This window comes from Paraburkholderia sp. BR14374, from assembly GCF_040948685.1.
GTDB lineage: Bacteria > Pseudomonadota > Gammaproteobacteria > Burkholderiales > Burkholderiaceae > Paraburkholderia > Paraburkholderia youngii.
The window spans coordinates 404,523-422,258 of the sequence record NZ_JBFPKF010000004.1 but is presented as its reverse complement, the minus strand read 5'-3'; the positions used below and the strand labels follow the sequence as shown (position 1 = coordinate 422,258).

The 17,736-nt window shown below is 66.2% G+C and carries 14 protein-coding genes; 5 read left to right on the top strand and 9 right to left on the bottom strand.

Going from position 1 to position 17,736, the window contains the following annotated elements:
- Positions 1-53: 53 nt before the first annotated feature.
- Positions 54-617, bottom strand: a complete 564-nt coding sequence (ahpC, locus tag AB3X86_RS12170) for an alkyl hydroperoxide reductase subunit C (RefSeq protein ID WP_176123765.1) — start codon at positions 615-617, stop codon at positions 54-56.
- A gap of 149 nt (positions 618-766) precedes the next feature.
- On the bottom strand, positions 767-2,788 hold the full coding sequence (prpR, locus tag AB3X86_RS12165) for a propionate catabolism operon regulatory protein PrpR (protein WP_368596167.1): 2,022 nt from the start codon (positions 2,786-2,788) through the stop codon (positions 767-769).
- Between the two features lie 200 nt (positions 2,789-2,988).
- Between prpR and AB3X86_RS12160 the strand changes: the two genes are divergently transcribed.
- From AB3X86_RS12160 to AB3X86_RS12150, 3 genes are all read left to right on the top strand, one after another.
- Positions 2,989-3,873, top strand: coding sequence for an oxaloacetate decarboxylase (locus AB3X86_RS12160; protein ID WP_368596166.1), 885 nt, complete (start codon positions 2,989-2,991; stop codon positions 3,871-3,873).
- Between the two features lie 231 nt (positions 3,874-4,104).
- The gene (locus tag AB3X86_RS12155) at positions 4,105-5,544 is read left to right on the top strand and encodes an MFS transporter (RefSeq protein WP_368596165.1); all 1,440 of its coding nucleotides are present in this window, start codon (positions 4,105-4,107) and stop codon (positions 5,542-5,544) included.
- A 37-nt stretch (positions 5,545-5,581) separates the two neighbouring features.
- On the top strand, positions 5,582-6,019 hold the full coding sequence (locus AB3X86_RS12150) for a GNAT family N-acetyltransferase (RefSeq protein ID WP_368596164.1): 438 nt from the start codon (positions 5,582-5,584) through the stop codon (positions 6,017-6,019).
- 8 nt (positions 6,020-6,027) lie between these two features.
- Here AB3X86_RS12150 and AB3X86_RS12145 read toward each other — a convergent pair whose 3' ends face one another.
- The 7 genes from AB3X86_RS12145 to AB3X86_RS12115 form a co-directional block, all read right to left on the bottom strand.
- On the bottom strand, positions 6,028-6,888 hold the full coding sequence (locus AB3X86_RS12145) for a 2OG-Fe(II) oxygenase (RefSeq protein WP_368596163.1): 861 nt from the start codon (positions 6,886-6,888) through the stop codon (positions 6,028-6,030).
- A gap of 93 nt (positions 6,889-6,981) precedes the next feature.
- Positions 6,982-7,467 carry a nuclear transport factor 2 family protein gene (locus AB3X86_RS12140; protein WP_184227391.1) on the bottom strand — a complete coding sequence of 162 codons (486 nt, stop codon included), beginning with the start codon at positions 7,465-7,467 and terminating at the stop codon, positions 6,982-6,984.
- A gap of 254 nt (positions 7,468-7,721) precedes the next feature.
- Positions 7,722-8,141 carry a winged helix-turn-helix domain-containing protein gene (locus tag AB3X86_RS12135; RefSeq protein ID WP_368596162.1) on the bottom strand — a complete coding sequence of 140 codons (420 nt, stop codon included), beginning with the start codon at positions 8,139-8,141 and terminating at the stop codon, positions 7,722-7,724.
- A 38-nt stretch (positions 8,142-8,179) separates the two neighbouring features.
- Complete coding sequence (locus AB3X86_RS12130; RefSeq protein WP_368596318.1) at positions 8,180-8,713, bottom strand: nitrogen fixation protein NifQ; 534 nt, start codon at positions 8,711-8,713, stop codon at positions 8,180-8,182.
- Positions 8,714-8,750: 37 nt separating this feature from the next.
- Positions 8,751-10,190: a nicotinate phosphoribosyltransferase gene (locus AB3X86_RS12125; protein WP_368596161.1), complete on the bottom strand. Its 1,440-nt coding sequence runs from the start codon at positions 10,188-10,190 to the stop codon at positions 8,751-8,753.
- 136 nt (positions 10,191-10,326) lie between these two features.
- Complete coding sequence (locus AB3X86_RS12120; RefSeq protein ID WP_368596160.1) at positions 10,327-11,529, bottom strand: CpaE family protein; 1,203 nt, start codon at positions 11,527-11,529, stop codon at positions 10,327-10,329.
- Between the two features lie 184 nt (positions 11,530-11,713).
- The gene (locus tag AB3X86_RS12115) at positions 11,714-12,109 is read right to left on the bottom strand and encodes a hypothetical protein (protein ID WP_368596159.1); all 396 of its coding nucleotides are present in this window, start codon (positions 12,107-12,109) and stop codon (positions 11,714-11,716) included.
- A gap of 1,199 nt (positions 12,110-13,308) precedes the next feature.
- On the opposite strand from AB3X86_RS12115, the gene AB3X86_RS12110 reads away from it, so the two are divergent.
- Positions 13,309-14,736: a sigma 54-interacting transcriptional regulator gene (locus AB3X86_RS12110; RefSeq protein ID WP_368596158.1), complete on the top strand. Its 1,428-nt coding sequence runs from the start codon at positions 13,309-13,311 to the stop codon at positions 14,734-14,736.
- Between the two features lie 418 nt (positions 14,737-15,154).
- Positions 15,155-17,686: a mechanosensitive ion channel domain-containing protein gene (locus AB3X86_RS12105; RefSeq protein WP_368596157.1), complete on the top strand. Its 2,532-nt coding sequence runs from the start codon at positions 15,155-15,157 to the stop codon at positions 17,684-17,686.
- Positions 17,687-17,736: the final 50 nt, after the last annotated feature.

Sequence of the window (17,736 nt, the reverse complement as noted above, 5' to 3'; positions counted from 1 at the left end):
CGGGATGCCCCCGGCAGATGCAGACTGCGAGTGCAGCGTGAGCTGCGCGGACCTTAGATCTTGCCGATCAGGTCGAGCGACGGGGTCAGCGTTTCTGCGCCCGGCGTCCACTTGGCGGGGCACACTTCACCCGGGTGAGCCGCGATGTATTGCGCAGCCTGAACCTTGCGCAGCAGTTCGCCAGCGTCACGGCCGATGCCGTTGTCGTGGATTTCGCACAGCTTGATCTCGCCTTCCGGGTTGATCACGAACGTGCCGCGCAGCGCGAGGCCTTCTTCTTCGATCAGCACGTCGAAGTTGCGCGAGATAGCGAGCGTCGGGTCAGCCAGCATCGGGTACTTGATCTTCTGGATCGTGTCCGACGTGTCGTGCCATGCCTTGTGCGTGAAGTGCGTATCGGTCGACACGCTGTAGATCTCAACGCCAATCTTCTTGAACTCTTCGTAACGATCGGCCAGGTCGCCCAGTTCGGTCGGGCACACGAAGGTGAAGTCCGCCGGGTAGAACACGAAAACCGACCACTTGCCCTTCAGGTCTTCTTCAGTGACGGTCTTGAAATCGCCGTTGTGGTAAGCCTGTGCTTTGAACGGTTTGACTTGACTGTTGATGATCGGCATTTGCTGAATCCTCTTTGGAGGGTGGTTGGAAAGTAGCGTCAGTATCTCAGACTACACTTAATAGGTAAAGTGGATTGTTTTAATGAGTTCGATAGTTCCGCCCTATTAATCTTGTCAGTCGAGACTATCGGGTCGAATGGCGCGGCGTTTCAGCCCTTCAGAAGCCGCCACAGCGTGGTTCGGCCGATGCCGAGCGCGCGGCTGGCGGCGGCACGATTGCCGCCGGATTGTTCGAGGGCGCGCAGGACATCCTCGCGGCTGGGGCTGGCGCGGGGCGCCGTGCTGCCAGGCCTCGCGTCCTGAGACGCTTCCGTGATTCGCTCGTCGCCGGCCAGCCTGATCCTGCCGAACTCGGGAAACACCGCCAACCAGTCTGGCAAGGCGTCGGCGGTCGAGTTCCCGGACATCTCGCTGGTCCCGTCGCCGATATAAATCGCCGCGCGCGCCAGCAGATTTTCCAGTTCGCGGACGTTGCCGGGCCACGCGTAGTTCGCGAAAAGCGGGTCGAGAAACGCGAGCACCCGCCCGAGCGCCGCCGCCGACAAGCCGTACTGCAGCGCGCTGCGCTCCAGCAGATGCCGCGCCAGCGGCGCGATGTCGGCGCGGCGTTCGCGCAGCGGCGGCAATTTTATCTGAAGCAGATTTAATCTGAAATACAGATCCGCGCGAAACGCGCCCTGCTCGACCAGCGCATGAAGATCGCGGTGCGTCGCGGCGATCACTCGCACGTCGACCGGCGTCGCGCGGCCCGCGCCGAGCTTCATCACCTCGCGTTCCTGCAGCACTCGTAATAACCGGCTTTGCAGCGCGGCCGGCATTTCGCCGATTTCATCGAGAAAGATGGTACCGGTGTGCGCGATTTCAAATAGCCCCGGCTTGCCGCCGCGTCGCGCGCCCGTGAACGCCCCTTCCTCGTGCCCGAACAGCTCACTTTCGATCAGCCCCTCGGGCAGCGCCGCGCAGTTGAACGCGACGAACGGATTGCCGCGCCGCCGACTCGCGTTATGGATGCCCTGCGCGACCAGTTCCTTGCCGGTGCCGCTTTCGCCGCTCAGCAGCACGGTCGCGTCGTGCGCGGCGCCGGCGCGCGCGAGCCGGCGCACCCGCTCGAGCGCCACCGACGCGCCGATCAGATCGTCGAGCCGATGCCGCGCGACCAGATGCCTCGGCCGCTGGCTGGTACGCAGCGAGCGGTCGATCCGTTGCGCAACGAGCGCGTCCTGCGCGGTCACGACGAAACCGGCCCGCGCGCCCTGCTCGACGATCGGCACGCAGCTGACGATCAGCGCGCGCCCGCCGATCTGCTCGATGCGTTCGTCGACCGGCTGGTCGGCGACGCGCGTCTCACGCAACAGCGGCGCGAGCGCGCGTCCCACCCGCGCCGGGGTGTCCTCGTCGTCCTGCGGGGCCGCCTGTGCGGAGCCTGAACCGAGCAGGTCGAGCATCGCCGGGTTGACGGCTTCGAGCTGGCCGGCTTCGTCGAACGCGGCGACGCCGTCGCGCAGGTGCGCGACGATCGTATTGAGGCGCACCCGCTTTGATTCCTTCTGGCGGCTCACGCGCGCCAGTTCGACCGAGCGCTCGAACGCTTCCTCGACCGCGGCGAGCGAGTACAGGAACACGCTTTCCATGCCGGCCTGCTGGGCCAGATCGCAGGCCATTCCCGCGCCGACCACCACGCGGCAGCCCTGCGCGGCGAGTTCATCGACCGCGAGCCGCACTTCGTCGATCGACCGATACGCGCGCTGCCGCAGATCGACGTTCAGCAGCGGGCTCAGGTCGGCCAGCTCCTGCGCGATCGCTTCATGCAGCACCAGCCCGATGCGCGCTTGCGGCCACGTGGCGGTGGCGCGCGTGATCGCGCTCAACACGTCGAAGCCGTTCACCTTGACCATCACGACCGGCACGCTGAGATTCTCTTGCAGATACGCGCCGTTCGAGCCGGCGGACAGCACGACATCGACGGAACCTGCGTCCACGTAAGCCTGCAGCGCGGCGACGGCCGCGCCGTAACCCTCCCGCACCGTGAAGAATTTCGCGCGGCCCGCATAGCGCGGCGCTACCGCCTCGCAAAGCGATTGCAGTCGGCTGATACTGACGAGTGCGACGCCGGGGCGGCCGACATCGACGGCGGGGCTCGGGTTCGCGACGAATGGGGTGAACGTGGACACCGCGGCTCTCCTTAATTGAAACGTTCCGCGAAACGTTTTATGAAACGTTCCATCGATTGTGCCACGAACGCCCAAGCCGAGCCCACCGCGCGCAAACCGTTGTTCCATCGGCACAACGCGGGGAACGCCCGCCAATGGCACGTTTCCTGCAGAATGTCGCCCGCCTTCCACTTCCCGTTTTCGTTCTGGAGACCCGCATCATGACCACCACTTCCGCCACCCGCCGCGCCGCCTTCCGCGCCAAGGTCAACCAGCGTCAGGGCCTGCTCGTGCCCGGCGCGTTCAACGCGATGAGCGCGCGCGTGATCGAGGACGCCGGCTTCGAGGCGGTCTACATCACCGGCGCGGGCGTTACCAATATGTCGCTCGGTCTGCCCGATCTCGGCTTCATCGGCCTCGCCGAAGTCGCCGAGCACACCGCGCGCATCCGCGACGCGGTCGCGCTGCCGCTGATCGTCGATGCCGACACCGGCTTCGGCAACGCGCTGAACGTGCGCCAGACCGTGCGCGTGCTCGAGCGCAGCGGCGCCGACGTGATCCAGTTCGAAGACCAGGTGATGCCGAAGAAATGCGGCCACTTCTCGGGCAAGGAAGTCGTCGCGACGAGCGAGATGGTCGGCAAGATCCGCGCGGCCGTCGACGCGCGCGAGGACGCGAACCTGCAGATCATGGCGCGTACCGACGCGGCGGCGGTCCACGGCATCGAGGACGCGATCGAGCGCGGTCATCGCTTCATCGAGGCGGGCGCCGACATCCTGTTCATCGAGGCGACCGAATCGCTCGCCGAGATCGAGCGTCTGCCGGGGCTGTTCGATGTGCCGCAGCTCATCAACATCGTGATCGGCGGCAAGACGCCGGTGCAGTCGCGCGACGCGCTCGCGAAGCTCGGCTACGGCATCGTGCTGTACGCGAACGCGGCGCTGCAGGGCGCGGTGCTCGGCATGCAGCGCGCGCTCGGCACGCTGCAAAGCAACGGCCGCCTCGACGAGGACGCGACCATCGTCGCGCCGTTCAGCGAGCGCCAGCGGCTCGTCAACAAGCCGCTGTATGACCGGCTGGACAAGGAATACGCGGCCAAGGACTGACGCAACGGCGGCGGCGCGGCGGCGCGCTGCACGCCTGCGTGAAAAGGGACCGTTTCTTGCGTTAGGATTCAGGGCTGGCAATCAGGCAAGCCGATGTCACCGCCAGCCCGAAGCACAAAAACGCATACGACAGGTAATCTCAAGCACCATGAAGTCAAACCCTTCGCGCGCCGCGCGCCGGCCCGTCAATGGTCTTTGCGCGCCTAGCAGCGCGCCGCGGGAGCTCGCGCGATGAGCAGCAGCGGCACCCGCACCGCGCATGTCGGCTGGCTGCCGTACATCGTCGCGGCCACCTTCTTCATGGAGTACCTCGACACCACGGTGATCGCCACCGCGCTGCCGCAGATGGCGCGTTCGTTCGGCGTCGGTCCGAACAGCCTGAGCCTCGGCATGACCGCCTACATGCTCGCGCTCGCGATCTTCATCCCGGCGAGCGGCTGGGTCGCCGACCGCTGCGGCGCGCGCACGGTGTTCGTCAGCGCGATCGGCGTGTTCACGGTCGCGTCGGTGCTGTGCGGGCTGTCGCAGAACGTGCCCGAGTTCACGGCCGCGCGGCTGCTGCAAGGCATCGGCGGCGCGATGATGGTGCCGGTCGGCCGTCTGATCGTGGTCCGCAGCACCGAGAAAGCCCGCATGATGCAGGCGATCTCGACGATCACCTGGCCGGCCATCGCGGCGCCGGTGGTCGGCCCGCCGATCGGCGGCTTCATCACGACTTACGCGTCGTGGCGCTGGATCTTCCTGCTGAACGTGCCGTTCGGTCTCGCGGCGATCGCCGTCGCGCTCGCCATCGTGCCGAACCTGCGCGGCACCGAACGCAAGCCGCTCGACGTCGTCGGCCTGCTGCTGAGCGGCGTCGCGCTGACCGCGATCCTGTACGGCGCGGAGCTCGCGAGCCAGCCGGCCACCAATGCGTGGCTCGCGATCGCGGTCGTGGCGGGCGGTCTGCTGGTCGGCGCGATCGCGTTCCTGCACGCGAAGCGTCATCCGCATCCGCTCGTCGACGTGTCGACGCTGAAGGTGCCGACGTTCTCGGTGACCGTCGTTACCGGTTCATTCACGCGCATCGGCATCGGCGCGGTGCCCTATCTGATGCCGCTGCTGTTCCAGGTCGGCTTCGGGCTGTCGGCGTTCCGTTCGGGGCTGCTGCTGCTCGCGAGTGCGGTCGGCAACCTCGGCATGAAGGCGCTGACCACGCGCATCCTGCAGCGCTACGGCTTCCGGATGGTGGCGATCGTCGACGTGGTCGTGGCAGGCATTTTCATCACCTTGTGCGGACTGCTGACGCCGGACGTACCGCTCGTGTTCGTGCTGATCGTGGTGTTCGTGTACGGCGTCACGCGCTCGATGCAGTTCTCGACGCTGGCGACGCTCGCCTACGCCGATATCCAGCAGCCGCAGATGAGTGCGGCGAGCACGCTGTGGAGCGCGGCCATGCAAATGACGATCGGTCTGGGCATCGCGTTCGGCGCGGTGTCGCTGCGCGTGGCGGCGCTGTTCAACGGCGAGACGACCGGCCACGTGTTCACGCTCGACGATTTCCGCCTCGCGTTCCTGTTCGCCGGCGTGCTGACGCTGCTGTCGGTGATCGGTTATATGGGGCTCGCGCGCAATGCCGGACAGAGCATTGGCGGGGGTTCGCGCGGTGGCGAGACTGCCGCGAAGGGCTAAGGCACACGCCGCCGCTACGCGAACCAGGAGACACCCCGTGCAAGCAAGCGAACTGACGATTTCCAGCCGCATTGACGATCTCGACCTCGAGATGGTGTACGCGTTCCTGTCGCAGCAAACGCCGTGGGCCAAGGGCATGCCGCGCGCGATCTTCGAGCGGTCCGTCGCCGGTTCGCTGTGCTTCGGCGGTTTTGTCGACGGCAAGCAGATCGCGTTCGCGCGTCTGATCACCGACGAGGCGACCTTCGCTTACCTGTGCGACGTGTTCGTGCTGCCGGCGTATCGCGGCAAGGGGTATGCGTCGGCGCTGATGAAACATATGTTTGCGAGCCCGTCGCTCGCCAGTCTGCGCAGAGTCGTGCTGGTCACGACCGACGCGCATCACGTCTATGCGCCGCACGGGTTCACGTCGCTCGCGAACCCCGAGCGGTATATGGAGCTGCATCGGCCGGATGTTTATCAAGCGGCCGAATAGGCGCCGTCTCAGCCGTACGCGCGCTCGCGCATCCACTTCGTCATGATCCATTTGTCGCCGGCCAGCACCGGCGCGCCACCGTGCAGCGTCGACGGGTCGAGCTGGCGTTCACCGTTCATGTAGCGGAAATACACCGCGCCGCCCGCCCGCGCCGCGACCGATAGGCCCGCCGTGGGAAACACCGTCTCTCCGCCGTCCGCGACGTCGTTCAGATAGATGATCAGTGTCGCGACGCGTTGGCCGCCCTGCGCGGTATGGACCGCGCTGCCCGGCTGATCGGGCGCGAAGAAGTCGAAATGCGGGCTGTACTCGCCGCGCGTGTCGTAATGAAGCACCTGCAGGCCTTCGCCGTTTTCGAGCGGCCAGCTCGTCAGGCTCGCGATGCGTCGTTCGATTCGCGCGATCAACCGGTCCTCGCCGCGCCGATACCAGACGCCTTCGCTGGTCCGGCTGCGGATCACGTCTTCGTGGCCGGTGAGTGGATTGACCGTCGTCGAGCGCTTCAACCGATGTCGCGAGCGTTCGATCAGCTCGGCGCATTCCACGGCCGACAGCACGTCGGCGAACACGACCAGCTGCGGACGCTCACAGCGCAGCAGCACGCGTATGTCGCGGTCAGCGGCGCGGATCAGGTTGCCGCGCGCGAGCGGCGCAGCGTCGTATCGATAAGGATTGGTGGCGGGATCGGCCACTGTGGCGGGCGCTGGGGGGCCGCACGCGCGCCGGTCGAACGCACGGTGGACCGCCACACGGGCTTGGCCGTCGGCAAAGCCGGCCTGCACCATCGCGTCGATCATCGAGCCCGGCGTGCAGCCGCGCGCGACATTGCTGCTCAGCCATTCTTGCCAGGCGGCATCGACGACTCGCATAGCGTTTCCTGTGCGGCGGCCCGGCAAGGCATGCGGGCACGCGCGTGCTTCGATGAAAGCAAGCGCGATGCGCGCGCCGCCGCCCGCACGCGCCTAGCCGCGCTCGCGATTCAACTGCCCGCGATAGTGCAGCAGCCCCCGGCGCGCCTGCTGCCTGAGCATCCGCTGCACGAACGGCGACCAGCCGAACAGCGTGCCGCGCACGCCCATCGCCTGGCGCATCCACAGCCACAGATCGAAGCGGTCGCGATGCTCGACGATGAGCCCGTCGCGGAACACGAAACGCGCTTCGATCCGGTTCACGACGTCGCGCCCGGTCTGGACGAAACGGTAGCGCGCCACCCACTGTGCGCGGCCGGTACGGTCGTCCGCCTCGATGTCGCTGAAGCTCAGCGTGAAGTCCTGCGCATGCTTGACGAGCATGCGCCACATATCGCGCACTTCGTCGCCGACCAGCTCGCCGAAGGCGGGGTCGCTGAAGACGGCGTCGTCGGCATAACAGGCGACCATGGTCTCGGCGTCGCGATGCTGGAAGGCGGTGTAGAAGCGTTCGATCAGCTCGGTGTTGGGATGGCTCATTGATGTCGTGTGGTCTATTGCCGGAGCGCATCACGTGTCATGCACGCGCAGAGTCGCGCCGCGCTCCGGAGAAACAGCCCGCGCGCGGCAGGCGGCGGGCATCGCGCACACGATATAGGAAAACAGTGTGAATGGGGGGGCGGCGCGAGCCGACGACGGCTTTACCCTTCCGATACCGCCGCGTTGAAACGCGCCACCTCCGCCCGCCCGGCGACGGCTGAGCGCACTGATAGCGGCGACGCAACCGTGGCCCTTCACGAGCGGATCAGTTTCACCAGTTCGGCGATCTGCTTCGCGCAGCTTCGCCGCGCCTCTTCCTCGACGTCCCGATACAGCCGGATGATGGTTTCGCCGACCGGCGTCAGCGTGCAGCCGCCGCCGCTCTGACCGCCCTGCTCCGATTGCGTGGCCGGCGACTTCAGCGAGCGATTCAGCTCGTCGATCAACAGCCACGCGCGCCGGTATGACATGTCGAGACTCCGCGCCGCCGCCGAGATCGATCCATATTCGCGCACCGCTTCGAGCAGATCGACCTTGCCTGGCCCGAGTGCAACCGCATCGCCGTTGCGGATGCGCATTCTGAAGCGCACCTCGGGACGCGCCCTGGTGGACTTCGTCGCCGGAGCGGCTCTGCTTTTAGTGGGTTTTGCGGTGTCGGCCATGCGCGCAAGCATACACGAACGGTTTCGCGCCGACGCCTCAGTGGCGCGCTTCAAGGCTGCCGTGGGAAGCAGTACCCGTAGTCTTCGCAGCCCGGGCAACCCGGCGCAGGTCCCGGTTGCAGACCCAACGAGATCGCGCATTGCGCGGCGAGGAACTTCTTCCAGCGCAGGTTATCGACGTTGCGCTCGACCAGCGTCGGGAAGTAGCGCGTGAGCATCCACGTCACTTCATCGCGGCCCGCGAGGCCAAGGTCGCGCCATAGATGATCCGGACGCAAACACGCATGGGCGATGATCGTCGCGAGACAATGCGCGTCGTCGGGATGGACCGTGCTGCTCGCGCTCGCGACGAGCAGCGCGTGCAGTGCATGGACGAAGCTCGCGTGTTCGCTGGGGACCACCGGAAGCGGCAATGCCGGACTGCGCGCACGGACGAAGTGCCTCGCTAGCAGCGCGCGCCATGCATGCGCTTGCAGGCCGAGCAACGCGAGTTCGTTGCGAGCGTCGCGCGCGGCGATCAGTTTGGCGAACAGACGCGTATCGGCGTCCTCGGGTTCGCTGGCCTCGCGCAGCCACCCACGCATGCAGTCGGCCGTCAACGGATCGTCAGGCATGGGTGGGTCAAACTTCCTCCGCATAGGCGCGGCCTCGAATCTCGGCCAGCGACGTATCGACCAGCAAGCGGCCCGTATCGAACACCGTCTCGAGCACTTCGTCCCACTCGCCCGCCACCGTGCGCTCGTCCCACACGATCGGCAACTTGACCGTCCGGTACTCGCCGCTGCTGCGATGGCGCAGCAACGTGAGCCGGCCTTTCTTCGAGCGCTTGCCGTGATCCGTGACCGGGTCCTTCGACACATCGCGCCACGTGTCGCCGAGCCGGATCGCGGAGCACTTCATCGCGAAGCGCTGCGTATCGCGGTTGATCTTCTGCAACAGCGCGCCGCCCATGCCGAACACGATGTTGTCGGCGGCGAAGCCGGCCTCGTCCATCGCGGCAAGAATCGCGGGGATCGAATCCGGGTTCACCTCGTCACCCTGGATCACACGTACGTGGTCGAGCACGCGCCGCCCCTTGCTGTTCGTCTGCGAGCCGAACGACGCCTCCAGCGAGCGCAGCGTGTACAGCACGATCGTGCAAGGATCGCCGGAATCCGGGCGAATCACCAGCGTGCCGCCGGAATCGAGCACGGCCTGCTTCAACTCGCCGCCCCATGCGTTCAGCGCGGCGAACAGGTCGTAAGAGTCGGACACCACAGAAACGATCGCGCCCGGCTTGCCGAAGCGGGCGATCATGTTGCGATACGCGTCGACTTCGCGCTCGCGGCCCCACGCCGTGATCGTGCTGTGCTCGGCCGCCGGCACCGAGAACGCGGCCATGCTGTCGTGGTAGTAGTGATTCGCCGCAAGCACGCCGAGCACCGTATCCGAGCCCATGAAGCTGACGAGGTGCGCCGCGCCGCCGATCGCGGCCGACTCCGCGCTCGACACGCCGCGCGCACCGAAATCGTGCAGTTTGAACGGCAACTGCGAGAGATCGTCGCTGCTTTTCAGCAGAGCTGCGCGGATCGTCTGACGCAGATGCCAGCTTTGTGTCGCGACCGTGATCGGATACCACACGCGCATCAGCATCGTCTCCAGATACGACGCGAGCCAGAACACCTGGGGATCGTCGCATTCGACAGTGACGAGCACGTTGTGCGTCGGCACGACCGAGCCTTCGGGCACCGCGCGAATCCGCACCGGCAGATGGCCGCCATATTGCTGCACGACGTAGCGCCAGCCCGCTTCGTTGAACGGCTCGCCGTGCGCGCTGAAGAACGCGCGCGCCTGGTCGATCATTGCGCCGGTGACCGGCCGGCATAGGTATTCCTTCAGCAGCATTTGCAAGCCGAAAAACAGCGTGCGCTCGTAACGTCCGCCGCGCGATTCGATATACGAGAACATTGCCGTCGCGTCGGGCGGATATTGAAGAAAGTGCGATGCCTTGTACGAATCCGTATTCAGAATCGGATTGGACAGGATCGACGCGAGGTCCCTGAAACCCTGCGCGTTTTGCATGGACGGTGCTGCGCTCACGTAATTTTCTCGCTCGAGTGACCGGACGGCGCGAGCCGCTCTACCTCTTCAGAATAGGCCGCGGGATGACCCTGTATCTCACCTTACTACGGTATGCGCGATAGCGCTCGTCGTCGGCTTAGACCCCTGGCTTCAATTGCGGCGGCAGGTTCGGCCACGTCGCGAGCAGCCGGCCGAGCATGCTTCTGCGGCGCTCCGCACCCGCCGGCCACAGCATGTTCGCGAGCAGGACGATGCCTTGCGCGAGCCCGCTGTCGCGCGCGCACGCGACCAGCGGCACGCCGAGGCTCAGCGCCTCGTCGACGTGCTGATCGTCGCGCGGCAGTTGATGCGCGATCCTTGCGCCGAGCGTGCGTTCGAGCATCGGCAGATTGATCTGCGCGTCCTTGTCGTACCGATTGACGACGACCCGCACCTTGCTGGCCGGATGCCCCAGCTCGCGAAAGATATCGAGCATGCGGCGCGCGCCATGCAGGTACAGCGGGTTCTGCCGCACCACCATGCAGATCGCGTCGCTATGCGCGAGCGCGCGGATCGTCAACGGATTCAGGCTCGGGCCGAAGTCGATCAGCACCGCGTCGTAGCGCTGGCGCACCAGCGTCAGAATCCGCTCGAGTTGGCCGGGCAGCAGTTCGGCGGCCTTCAGCGGATCGCCGGCGCCGGCGAGCAGATCGAGGTTCGGGCGCACGTGCATCGCGCATGCGTCGAACAGCGCCGCGTCGAGTTGCTCATTGCGCGAGCACAGATCGGCGAGCGTCATCGGCGGCGGGCGATTCGCCATCAGCAGGCTCGCGTCGGCGAATTGCTGGCTCAGGTCGATCAGCAGCACGCGCCGCTCACGCCGCGCGGCGAGCGCGCACGCGAGGTTGACCGCGATCAGCGTGGTGCCGCTGCCGCCCTTGCTCGACGCGAGGGTGACCACGCGCGCGCGGCGCCGCTGGGGCGCGCGACGCCGCGCTTCGATCTGCGCGAGCGCATCGGCGACGGCGTGAGCGTCGAGCGGCCACGACAGCACCTGCCGCACACCGACGCGCAGCGCCGCGCCGATCAGCGCGCTGGACGGCGCCGGCGTCACCAGCATGCAATGGAGCGTCGGCGCGCAGGCGAGCGCCTCCTCGACGCCGTCGAGTCCGCGGACGTTCAGACGGGCGTCGTCGACGATCAGCAGGTCGGCTGAGCGGAGCATGCGCGCGTGGATCGGCAGTTGCCGGGCCGAACCGTACGCGGTGTGCAGCCGATAACGCACGCCGCTCTGTTCGAGCCGCACGACGATGCGCTGCGCGTTTTCAATGCTCGCGGCAATCAGGAAGATGTCGATCATGGCAGCTCTGCGGCGCGTGGCGCGTCATGCGCGGGTTTTTATTCAAGTCGTCTGTTCACGATCGACGACGCAGGCTTCGCCGCGAACTTCTTACCGCGGCGCTCCTCCGTGAAAACCATGAGCCGGCAAACGGTGCTATCGAATTCCTGTACGGCCGTCGCGAGCCGGTATCGAGCGGCAAGCGTCAAACGTCGTCTTCATCGTCGTCACGCCGATGCGCCGCGCTGCGTTCAGCGCGCACCGACATCTCGTACAGCCCGTCGCGCAGCACGCCGCGACGGATCTCGGCCTGGGCGCGGCGCTCGAGCGTCTCTGCGACGACGAGCGCCAGCAGATCGACCGACGACCCCGCCGCCTGCGCAAAAAAGCGCGCGCGCGACGCCGCGACATACCGCCGGTAAGTGCGCCCCGTTCCGTCCGAAGCGGCCAGCCTGCGAATCAGTTGTGGTTTCATGACAGCCCCCGATGTCGATCGGATTTGCGCCAGGTCACGCCGCTTCGTCGCAGCGCCCCGGCCGTCGGGCCAGGTTGCCGTGCCCGTGCCAACCCACGGACACGGCCCCTGGTTCACTTCGTACATTCGTCTCTCTGTGGAGACGATGGCCTCTCTCCCCGCTTCATCGCGCCGGCCGGTCCTGATCCGGCGCTGCCCCTTCCCTTTGCGGCGCGTCGCTCGCGAAAGTCGCCAGCGCGTTGCCTGTCGTTATCGCCATCCTTTTCGCGTCGTCAGGACAAAAAGTCGAAAAGGAAAAACGGCGAAGTCGATGCCTTTTTTCGTCCGGTTTTGAATGGCCGTCATACCGGTCCGCCACTCAACCGTTTTTCTCACGTATTTAATAAGGCCCCGCCGCGCTCCCGCAGACACTTGATGGCTTCCCGACCATGCCTGCGAGTGAGCTTTTTACCGCCAGTCTTTTTTAATCCGGTTTTCCCCGTACCGTCGACATGGCTGCAAACATTTTTCTGTGCAGACCTTATTGCAACGCTTATGCCAACCCGCTTAACAAGCGGTAAGGCGGCCGTCAACGCTTCACGCTGCCGTGAAATCGGTTTGCTTTCGACGCGGCGCGAGCCTGCCCGATTTTTGGCGCAGCGCGCATTGATTCGTTTCTGACACGCCAATTCGCCGCGCGTTGGCGGCAAAGCGCGCTCCCCGCTGCCTCTCGCCAGCCTCCAGGCTGGCCGCAAGGCCGGCTACACGCGGCTTCGCCGTTCCCCGAGGTTGGAAAAGCGTCGCGCCCGGCACGGCAAAGCGCCGTGAACTCGTGCTGTCCAATCTGTCGCAACGGTGAAACACGACTGCTTACGCTTCGTCAGTTTTAGTCACGCCTTAATACCAGGGCAATTGCTACGCAATGTGCGATTCCTCGCATAACCGACCTTGACCGTTTATTCATTAGTGATCCGTGTTAATCCGAAAGCCAACACGCATTCCTGATCCCCGATTCTTTTATCTGGCGCTTTCAAGCGCTTTCGCTTATCGTTAGGCCATGCGCCAATCAGAGCGCTTGTATCAGGTCAACGAGGTAAGCCACGGTTCAAGTGGTTTTCACGATTCGGGGATAAAGTCGCCGGGCAGTTTCAGCAATGAACGACAAGGTTGCCGCCATTGCATGAATCGGTCCGCCATCCAGCGCGTTCCGGTTCGCGCCGCGCTTGCAGTGTGTCCCTTGTTCGTGTTCGCTGCTGCCGTGAATGCGTCGCAGCCGGAGTGCAGTAACTGGCCGCCTGAATCTCACAACGCCGCACAGCAGTCCTGAGGGTCGAACGGGGGGAATCATGACTACGACTTGCACGCCGGCCGACACGGAACGCACCGTTCTGTACGTGGCGAACGCGCCCGACCAGAAACTCGCCGAGTTTCTGGCCGCGTCGGGATGGCAAGCCGTGCACGCAAAAAGCACGGCCGTGGCCGAACGCTTGATCGAACGCGGCAACATCAAGGTTGGTCTCGTGCAGTTGCCCGAAGATTGCACGTCTCAGCAGCTATCCGCGTTCGCGCTGTGCATGCGCCGCGTCGAGACCAACTGGGTCGCGCAGATCGTGCCGGGCCAGGCCGACAACGAACTGGTCAGCCGTTTCATCCTCGATTACTGCTTCGACTTCGTCACGCAGCCGTGGCTCAACGAGCGGCTCGTGTTCGCGCTCGGCCACGCTCATGGGCTGTCGAACCTGCGTCAGGCGCGCGTCGCGCCGGAGCCGTCGGTCGGCCGTCACGGCATGGTCGGTCAATGCGAGCCGATGCAGCAGCTCTACCGGCGCATCGACAAATGCGGCGTGACCGACGCACCCGTGTTCATCGCAGGCGAATCGGGCACCGGCAAGGAGCTGACCGCTCGCGCTATTCATGATCGCTCGCCGCGCGCGGGCCGCACGTTCGTCGCGATCAATTGCGCGGCGATTCCGCCGAGCCTGTTGCAGGCCGAACTGTTCGGCCACGAGCGCGGCGCATTTACCGGCGCGCTGCAACGCAAGATCGGCCGCATCGAGAGTGCGCATGAAGGCACGCTGTTTCTCGACGAAATCGGCGACATGCCGCACGAATGCCAGGCGGTGCTGCTGCGCTTCCTGCAGGAAGGCACGATCGAGCGGCTTGGCGGCAACGGTCCGATCAGCGTCGACGTGCGGGTGATCTCGGCCACCCACGTCGACCTGGAGCGCGCCGTCGAGGACGGCCGTTTCCGCTCAGACCTCTATCACCGGCTGTGCGTGCTGCGGCTCGTCGAGCCGCCGCTGCGCGAGCGCGGCGGCGACATCAAGCTGCTCGCCCATTACGCGCTCAGCATGTACAAGCAGGACGGCGCCCGCAAGCTGCGCGGACTGTCGAGCGACGCGATCGTCGCCATGTCGAACTATCCGTGGCCCGGCAACGTGCGCGAGCTGATCAATTGCGTGCGCCGCGCGGTCGTGATGAGCGAGGGCCGCTTCATCACGGCGAGCGACCTGGGCCTGCCCGAGGCCGACAATGGCCCGGCGGTCACGCTCGCGGAAATCCGCAGCAAGGCCGAAAAGGATGCGATCGAGAACGCGCTGCTGCGACACGGCTACAAGCTGTCCGATGCGGCCGCCGAACTCGGCATTTCGCGCGCGACGCTGTACCGGCTGATGCACGGGAACCGGCTGCATCAGGAGCCACCCGGACGCGGCGCGAGCAGCGGTCCCGATGCCGGCGACGAAGCCGAGCGCCAGACCTCGTCGTTGGCATGAGCGCGGATTTAAGCGTTTTTTGCAGTGAACGCTTAGCAACGCATGGTGACAGCAATTGATCGATGAAGACTCACAAGCGCTCTGCTTGCAGCTAGCGTAGTCATACGGCGCGTCCCCGCGTCACCGCCAGCATTGCCACCCGGCAAGCGGCCTCCTACCCCTCGCGCCGCCTCGCCCACGGGGCCTTCCGGGCAGGCTTTCTGCCGACTTCGCCAGGCCTGCCGGCCATCATCGGCTATGCTATCGGCTCAACGCCCCAACCGGCGAGCGCCGCCCTCGCGGCCCTTTCGCCCGTCCGGCGGGCCTCCGCCGCAGGAACTTCAGCGCCCGAACCCGTGTCCGTCCGGGGTCGCCCCGCTGAAACAGCCCTGCGTTCCGGCACAATCGTCCGCCCTGGTTTCGTCCCGCTCTAAACCCCATGCAAAAATTTCTCCGCATCTGTTTTTTCATTTTTCTGGTCGCCGGCGCGGCGCCCGTGTTCGCCGCCGCGCCTGATCCCGCCCATTCCACGCCCGCTTCCGCCGCCGTTACGCTGACACCTCAGCAGGCTCGCGACGCGCTCTCCGTCCTGAACGATCCCAAACGCCGCGCGCAGGTCGCCGATACGCTGCAGGCGATCGCCGCGGCCGGCGCGTTGAGCGCGCCGACCGCTTCCGCGCCGGCAGCGGCGTCGGCACCGGCCGCCGCCAGCGGCGCAGCCTCGCTCGTGCCGGCCGCGTTCAAAAGCAATGGCCTCGCGTCGCAGATCGCGCGTCAGGGCGCGCATTACGCGAGCTATCTCGCGACCTCGCTGCGCGGCTCGGTCGCCGCGCTGCTCGACGTCGCATCGGTGCGCGCGTGGTGGAACTGGCAGTTCGCCAACCCGCACGCGCGCGTGGTGCTGTTCAAGGTGCTGTCGTCGCTGCTCGCCGCGCTGATTCCCGCACTGTTGCTCGAATGGCTGACGCGCCGGCTGCTGCGGCGCATCTACCGGGCGATCGCTGCCCGCCGCGAAGCCGCGCAGCAGGATGACAACGGCAGCGCGCCGCCTTCCACGCGTGCCGCAGGCGCCGCGCCGTACGCGACGCCTTCCGAGAAAGGCCGCGCGATCGAAGCCGAAGGCAAGCGCAACGCGACGCACCACTGGACGCTGCTGCAACGTCTGCCACGCGCGTTGCTTATCACGCTGGTCAGGCTGATTCCGCTTGCCGTGTTCGTCGCCGCGGCAAGCGCGGTGATTTCGATCATCACCGACAACGGCACGCCGCAGGACCGCGCGCTCGATTCGCTGATCGACGTCTATGTGGTGTGCCGCTGCGTCGTGATCGTCGGCGCGTTCTTCCTGCAGCCGAGCGCGCCGCGTCTGCGGCTGCTGCGCATGGGCGATGCGTGGGCCGCGTTCATCCTCGGCTGGATCGTGCGGATCGTCAGCGTGGTCGGCGCCGGCGTCGCGCTAGCCGAAGTCGCGCAGGCGCTTGGGATGAACGACGCCGCGCATCTCGCGCTGCTGAAAGTGGTCGCGCTGGTCGGTCACGTGATGATCTCGATCCTCGTGCTGCGCTGTGCGAAGCCGGTTGCCAACCGGATTCGCATTCGCTTTTCCGCGCACGAGTCGTTGCAGATGTTCGGCCACGCGCTCGCGGACGCGTGGGCCTGGGTTGCCGTGGTCATCGTGATGGGCCTGTGGTTCGTGTGGGCCTTCGACGTACAGAACGGCTATCACGCGCTCGTGAATATCGGCGGCATGACGCTCGCGATTCTGATCGGCGCGCGGCTCGTGTCGATCGTGATCTTCGGTGCGCTCGCGCGCATCTTCCACGTGCAGGACGAAGCGTCGCGTTCGCTCGTGCATCAGCACGCGTACCGATACTATCCGGCGCTGCGGCGCGTGATCGGCTGGGTCATCGGCATTGTCACCGCGTTCGTGCTGTTGCAGGCGTGGGGCGTCGATGTCGTCGATCTGTTCCGCAGCGGCACGATCGGCCACCGCCTCGCCTCGGCGCTCGCGACGATCGCGGTCGCGGCGATCATCGCGCTGGTGGTGTGGGAGGTGGTCAACGTGTCGGCCGAGCGCCGCCTCGACGACTGGACGAGCAGCGGCGATCTGGTGCGCGCCGCGCGCCTGCGCACGCTGATGCCGATGCTGCGCAGCGCGCTGTTCTGCGTGATCGCGCTCGTCGTCGTGCTGACGGGACTGAGCGAACTCGGCGTGAACATCGGGCCGCTGCTCGCGGGCGCGAGCATCTTCGGCGTCGCGCTCGGCTTCGGCTCACAGAAGCTGGTGCAGGATTTCATCACCGGCATCTTCCTGCTGATGGAAAACGCGATGCAGGTCGGCGACTGGGTCACGCTCGCGGGCGTGTCGGGCACCGTCGAATATCTGTCGATTCGCACCGTGCGCCTGCGCGGCAGCGACGGCTCGCTGTTTACGGTGCCGTTCAGCTCGGTGTCGACCGTGAACAACACGAATCGCGGCATCGGCAACGCGGCGGTGCGCGTGAATATCGTGTTCGGCCAGGACGTCGAGCGCGCGATCGACACGCTGAAGGAAATCGGCGCATCGCTGCGCGCGGATGACAAGTTCAAGGACGGCATCCTGGCGGACTTCTCGTTCTGGGGCGTCGATGCGGTCGACGGTTCGGCGATCACGCTGGCCGGCCAGATGCAATGCCGCGATACGTCGCGCTGGGGCGTGCAGCGCGAGTTCAACCGGCGCATCCTCGAGCGCTTCAGCGAGCTCGGCATCGAGATCGCGAATCCGCAGCGCCATCTGCTCACGTGGGACCCAGCGAGCAAGGCCAAGGTCGATGCGGGCGTGCCGCGCATCCACCACGTTGGACAGTCTGATGGCGGCGAGCACACTCCGCACAAGGGCGACGCGCCGCTCGACGATCAGATCCCCGTCGATCCAAGCCCGGCCGGTGGCCCCGGTACGCCCGCCAATCCGGGCTCGACCTCGCCGCACGCGTGACGTGACACGCCGCGCGTCGCACGCGTAACGGTTCGCTAGCGCCGCACAGC

Excerpts from the sequence above, each read along its gene's own strand:
- ahpC (WP_176123765.1), bottom strand. The coding sequence starts at position 617 with ATGCCGATCATCAACAGTCAAGTCAAACCGTTCAAAGCACAGGCTTAC.
- AB3X86_RS12160 (WP_368596166.1), top strand. The coding sequence starts at position 2,989 with ATGACCACCACTTCCGCCACCCGCCGCGCCGCCTTCCGCGCCAAGGTC.
- AB3X86_RS12155 (WP_368596165.1), top strand. The coding sequence starts at position 4,105 with ATGAGCAGCAGCGGCACCCGCACCGCGCATGTCGGCTGGCTGCCGTAC.
- AB3X86_RS12145 (WP_368596163.1), bottom strand. The coding sequence starts at position 6,888 with ATGCGAGTCGTCGATGCCGCCTGGCAAGAATGGCTGAGCAGCAATGTC.
- AB3X86_RS12140 (WP_184227391.1), bottom strand. The coding sequence starts at position 7,467 with ATGAGCCATCCCAACACCGAGCTGATCGAACGCTTCTACACCGCCTTC.
- AB3X86_RS12135 (WP_368596162.1), bottom strand. The coding sequence starts at position 8,141 with ATGCTTGCGCGCATGGCCGACACCGCAAAACCCACTAAAAGCAGAGCC.
- AB3X86_RS12130 (WP_368596318.1), bottom strand. The coding sequence starts at position 8,713 with ATGCGTGGGTGGCTGCGCGAGGCCAGCGAACCCGAGGACGCCGATACG.
- AB3X86_RS12125 (WP_368596161.1), bottom strand. The coding sequence starts at position 10,190 with ATGCAAAACGCGCAGGGTTTCAGGGACCTCGCGTCGATCCTGTCCAAT.
- AB3X86_RS12120 (WP_368596160.1), bottom strand. The coding sequence starts at position 11,529 with ATGATCGACATCTTCCTGATTGCCGCGAGCATTGAAAACGCGCAGCGC.
- AB3X86_RS12115 (WP_368596159.1), bottom strand. The coding sequence starts at position 12,109 with ATGTACGAAGTGAACCAGGGGCCGTGTCCGTGGGTTGGCACGGGCACG.
- AB3X86_RS12110 (WP_368596158.1), top strand. The coding sequence starts at position 13,309 with ATGACTACGACTTGCACGCCGGCCGACACGGAACGCACCGTTCTGTAC.
- AB3X86_RS12105 (WP_368596157.1), top strand. The coding sequence starts at position 15,155 with ATGCAAAAATTTCTCCGCATCTGTTTTTTCATTTTTCTGGTCGCCGGC.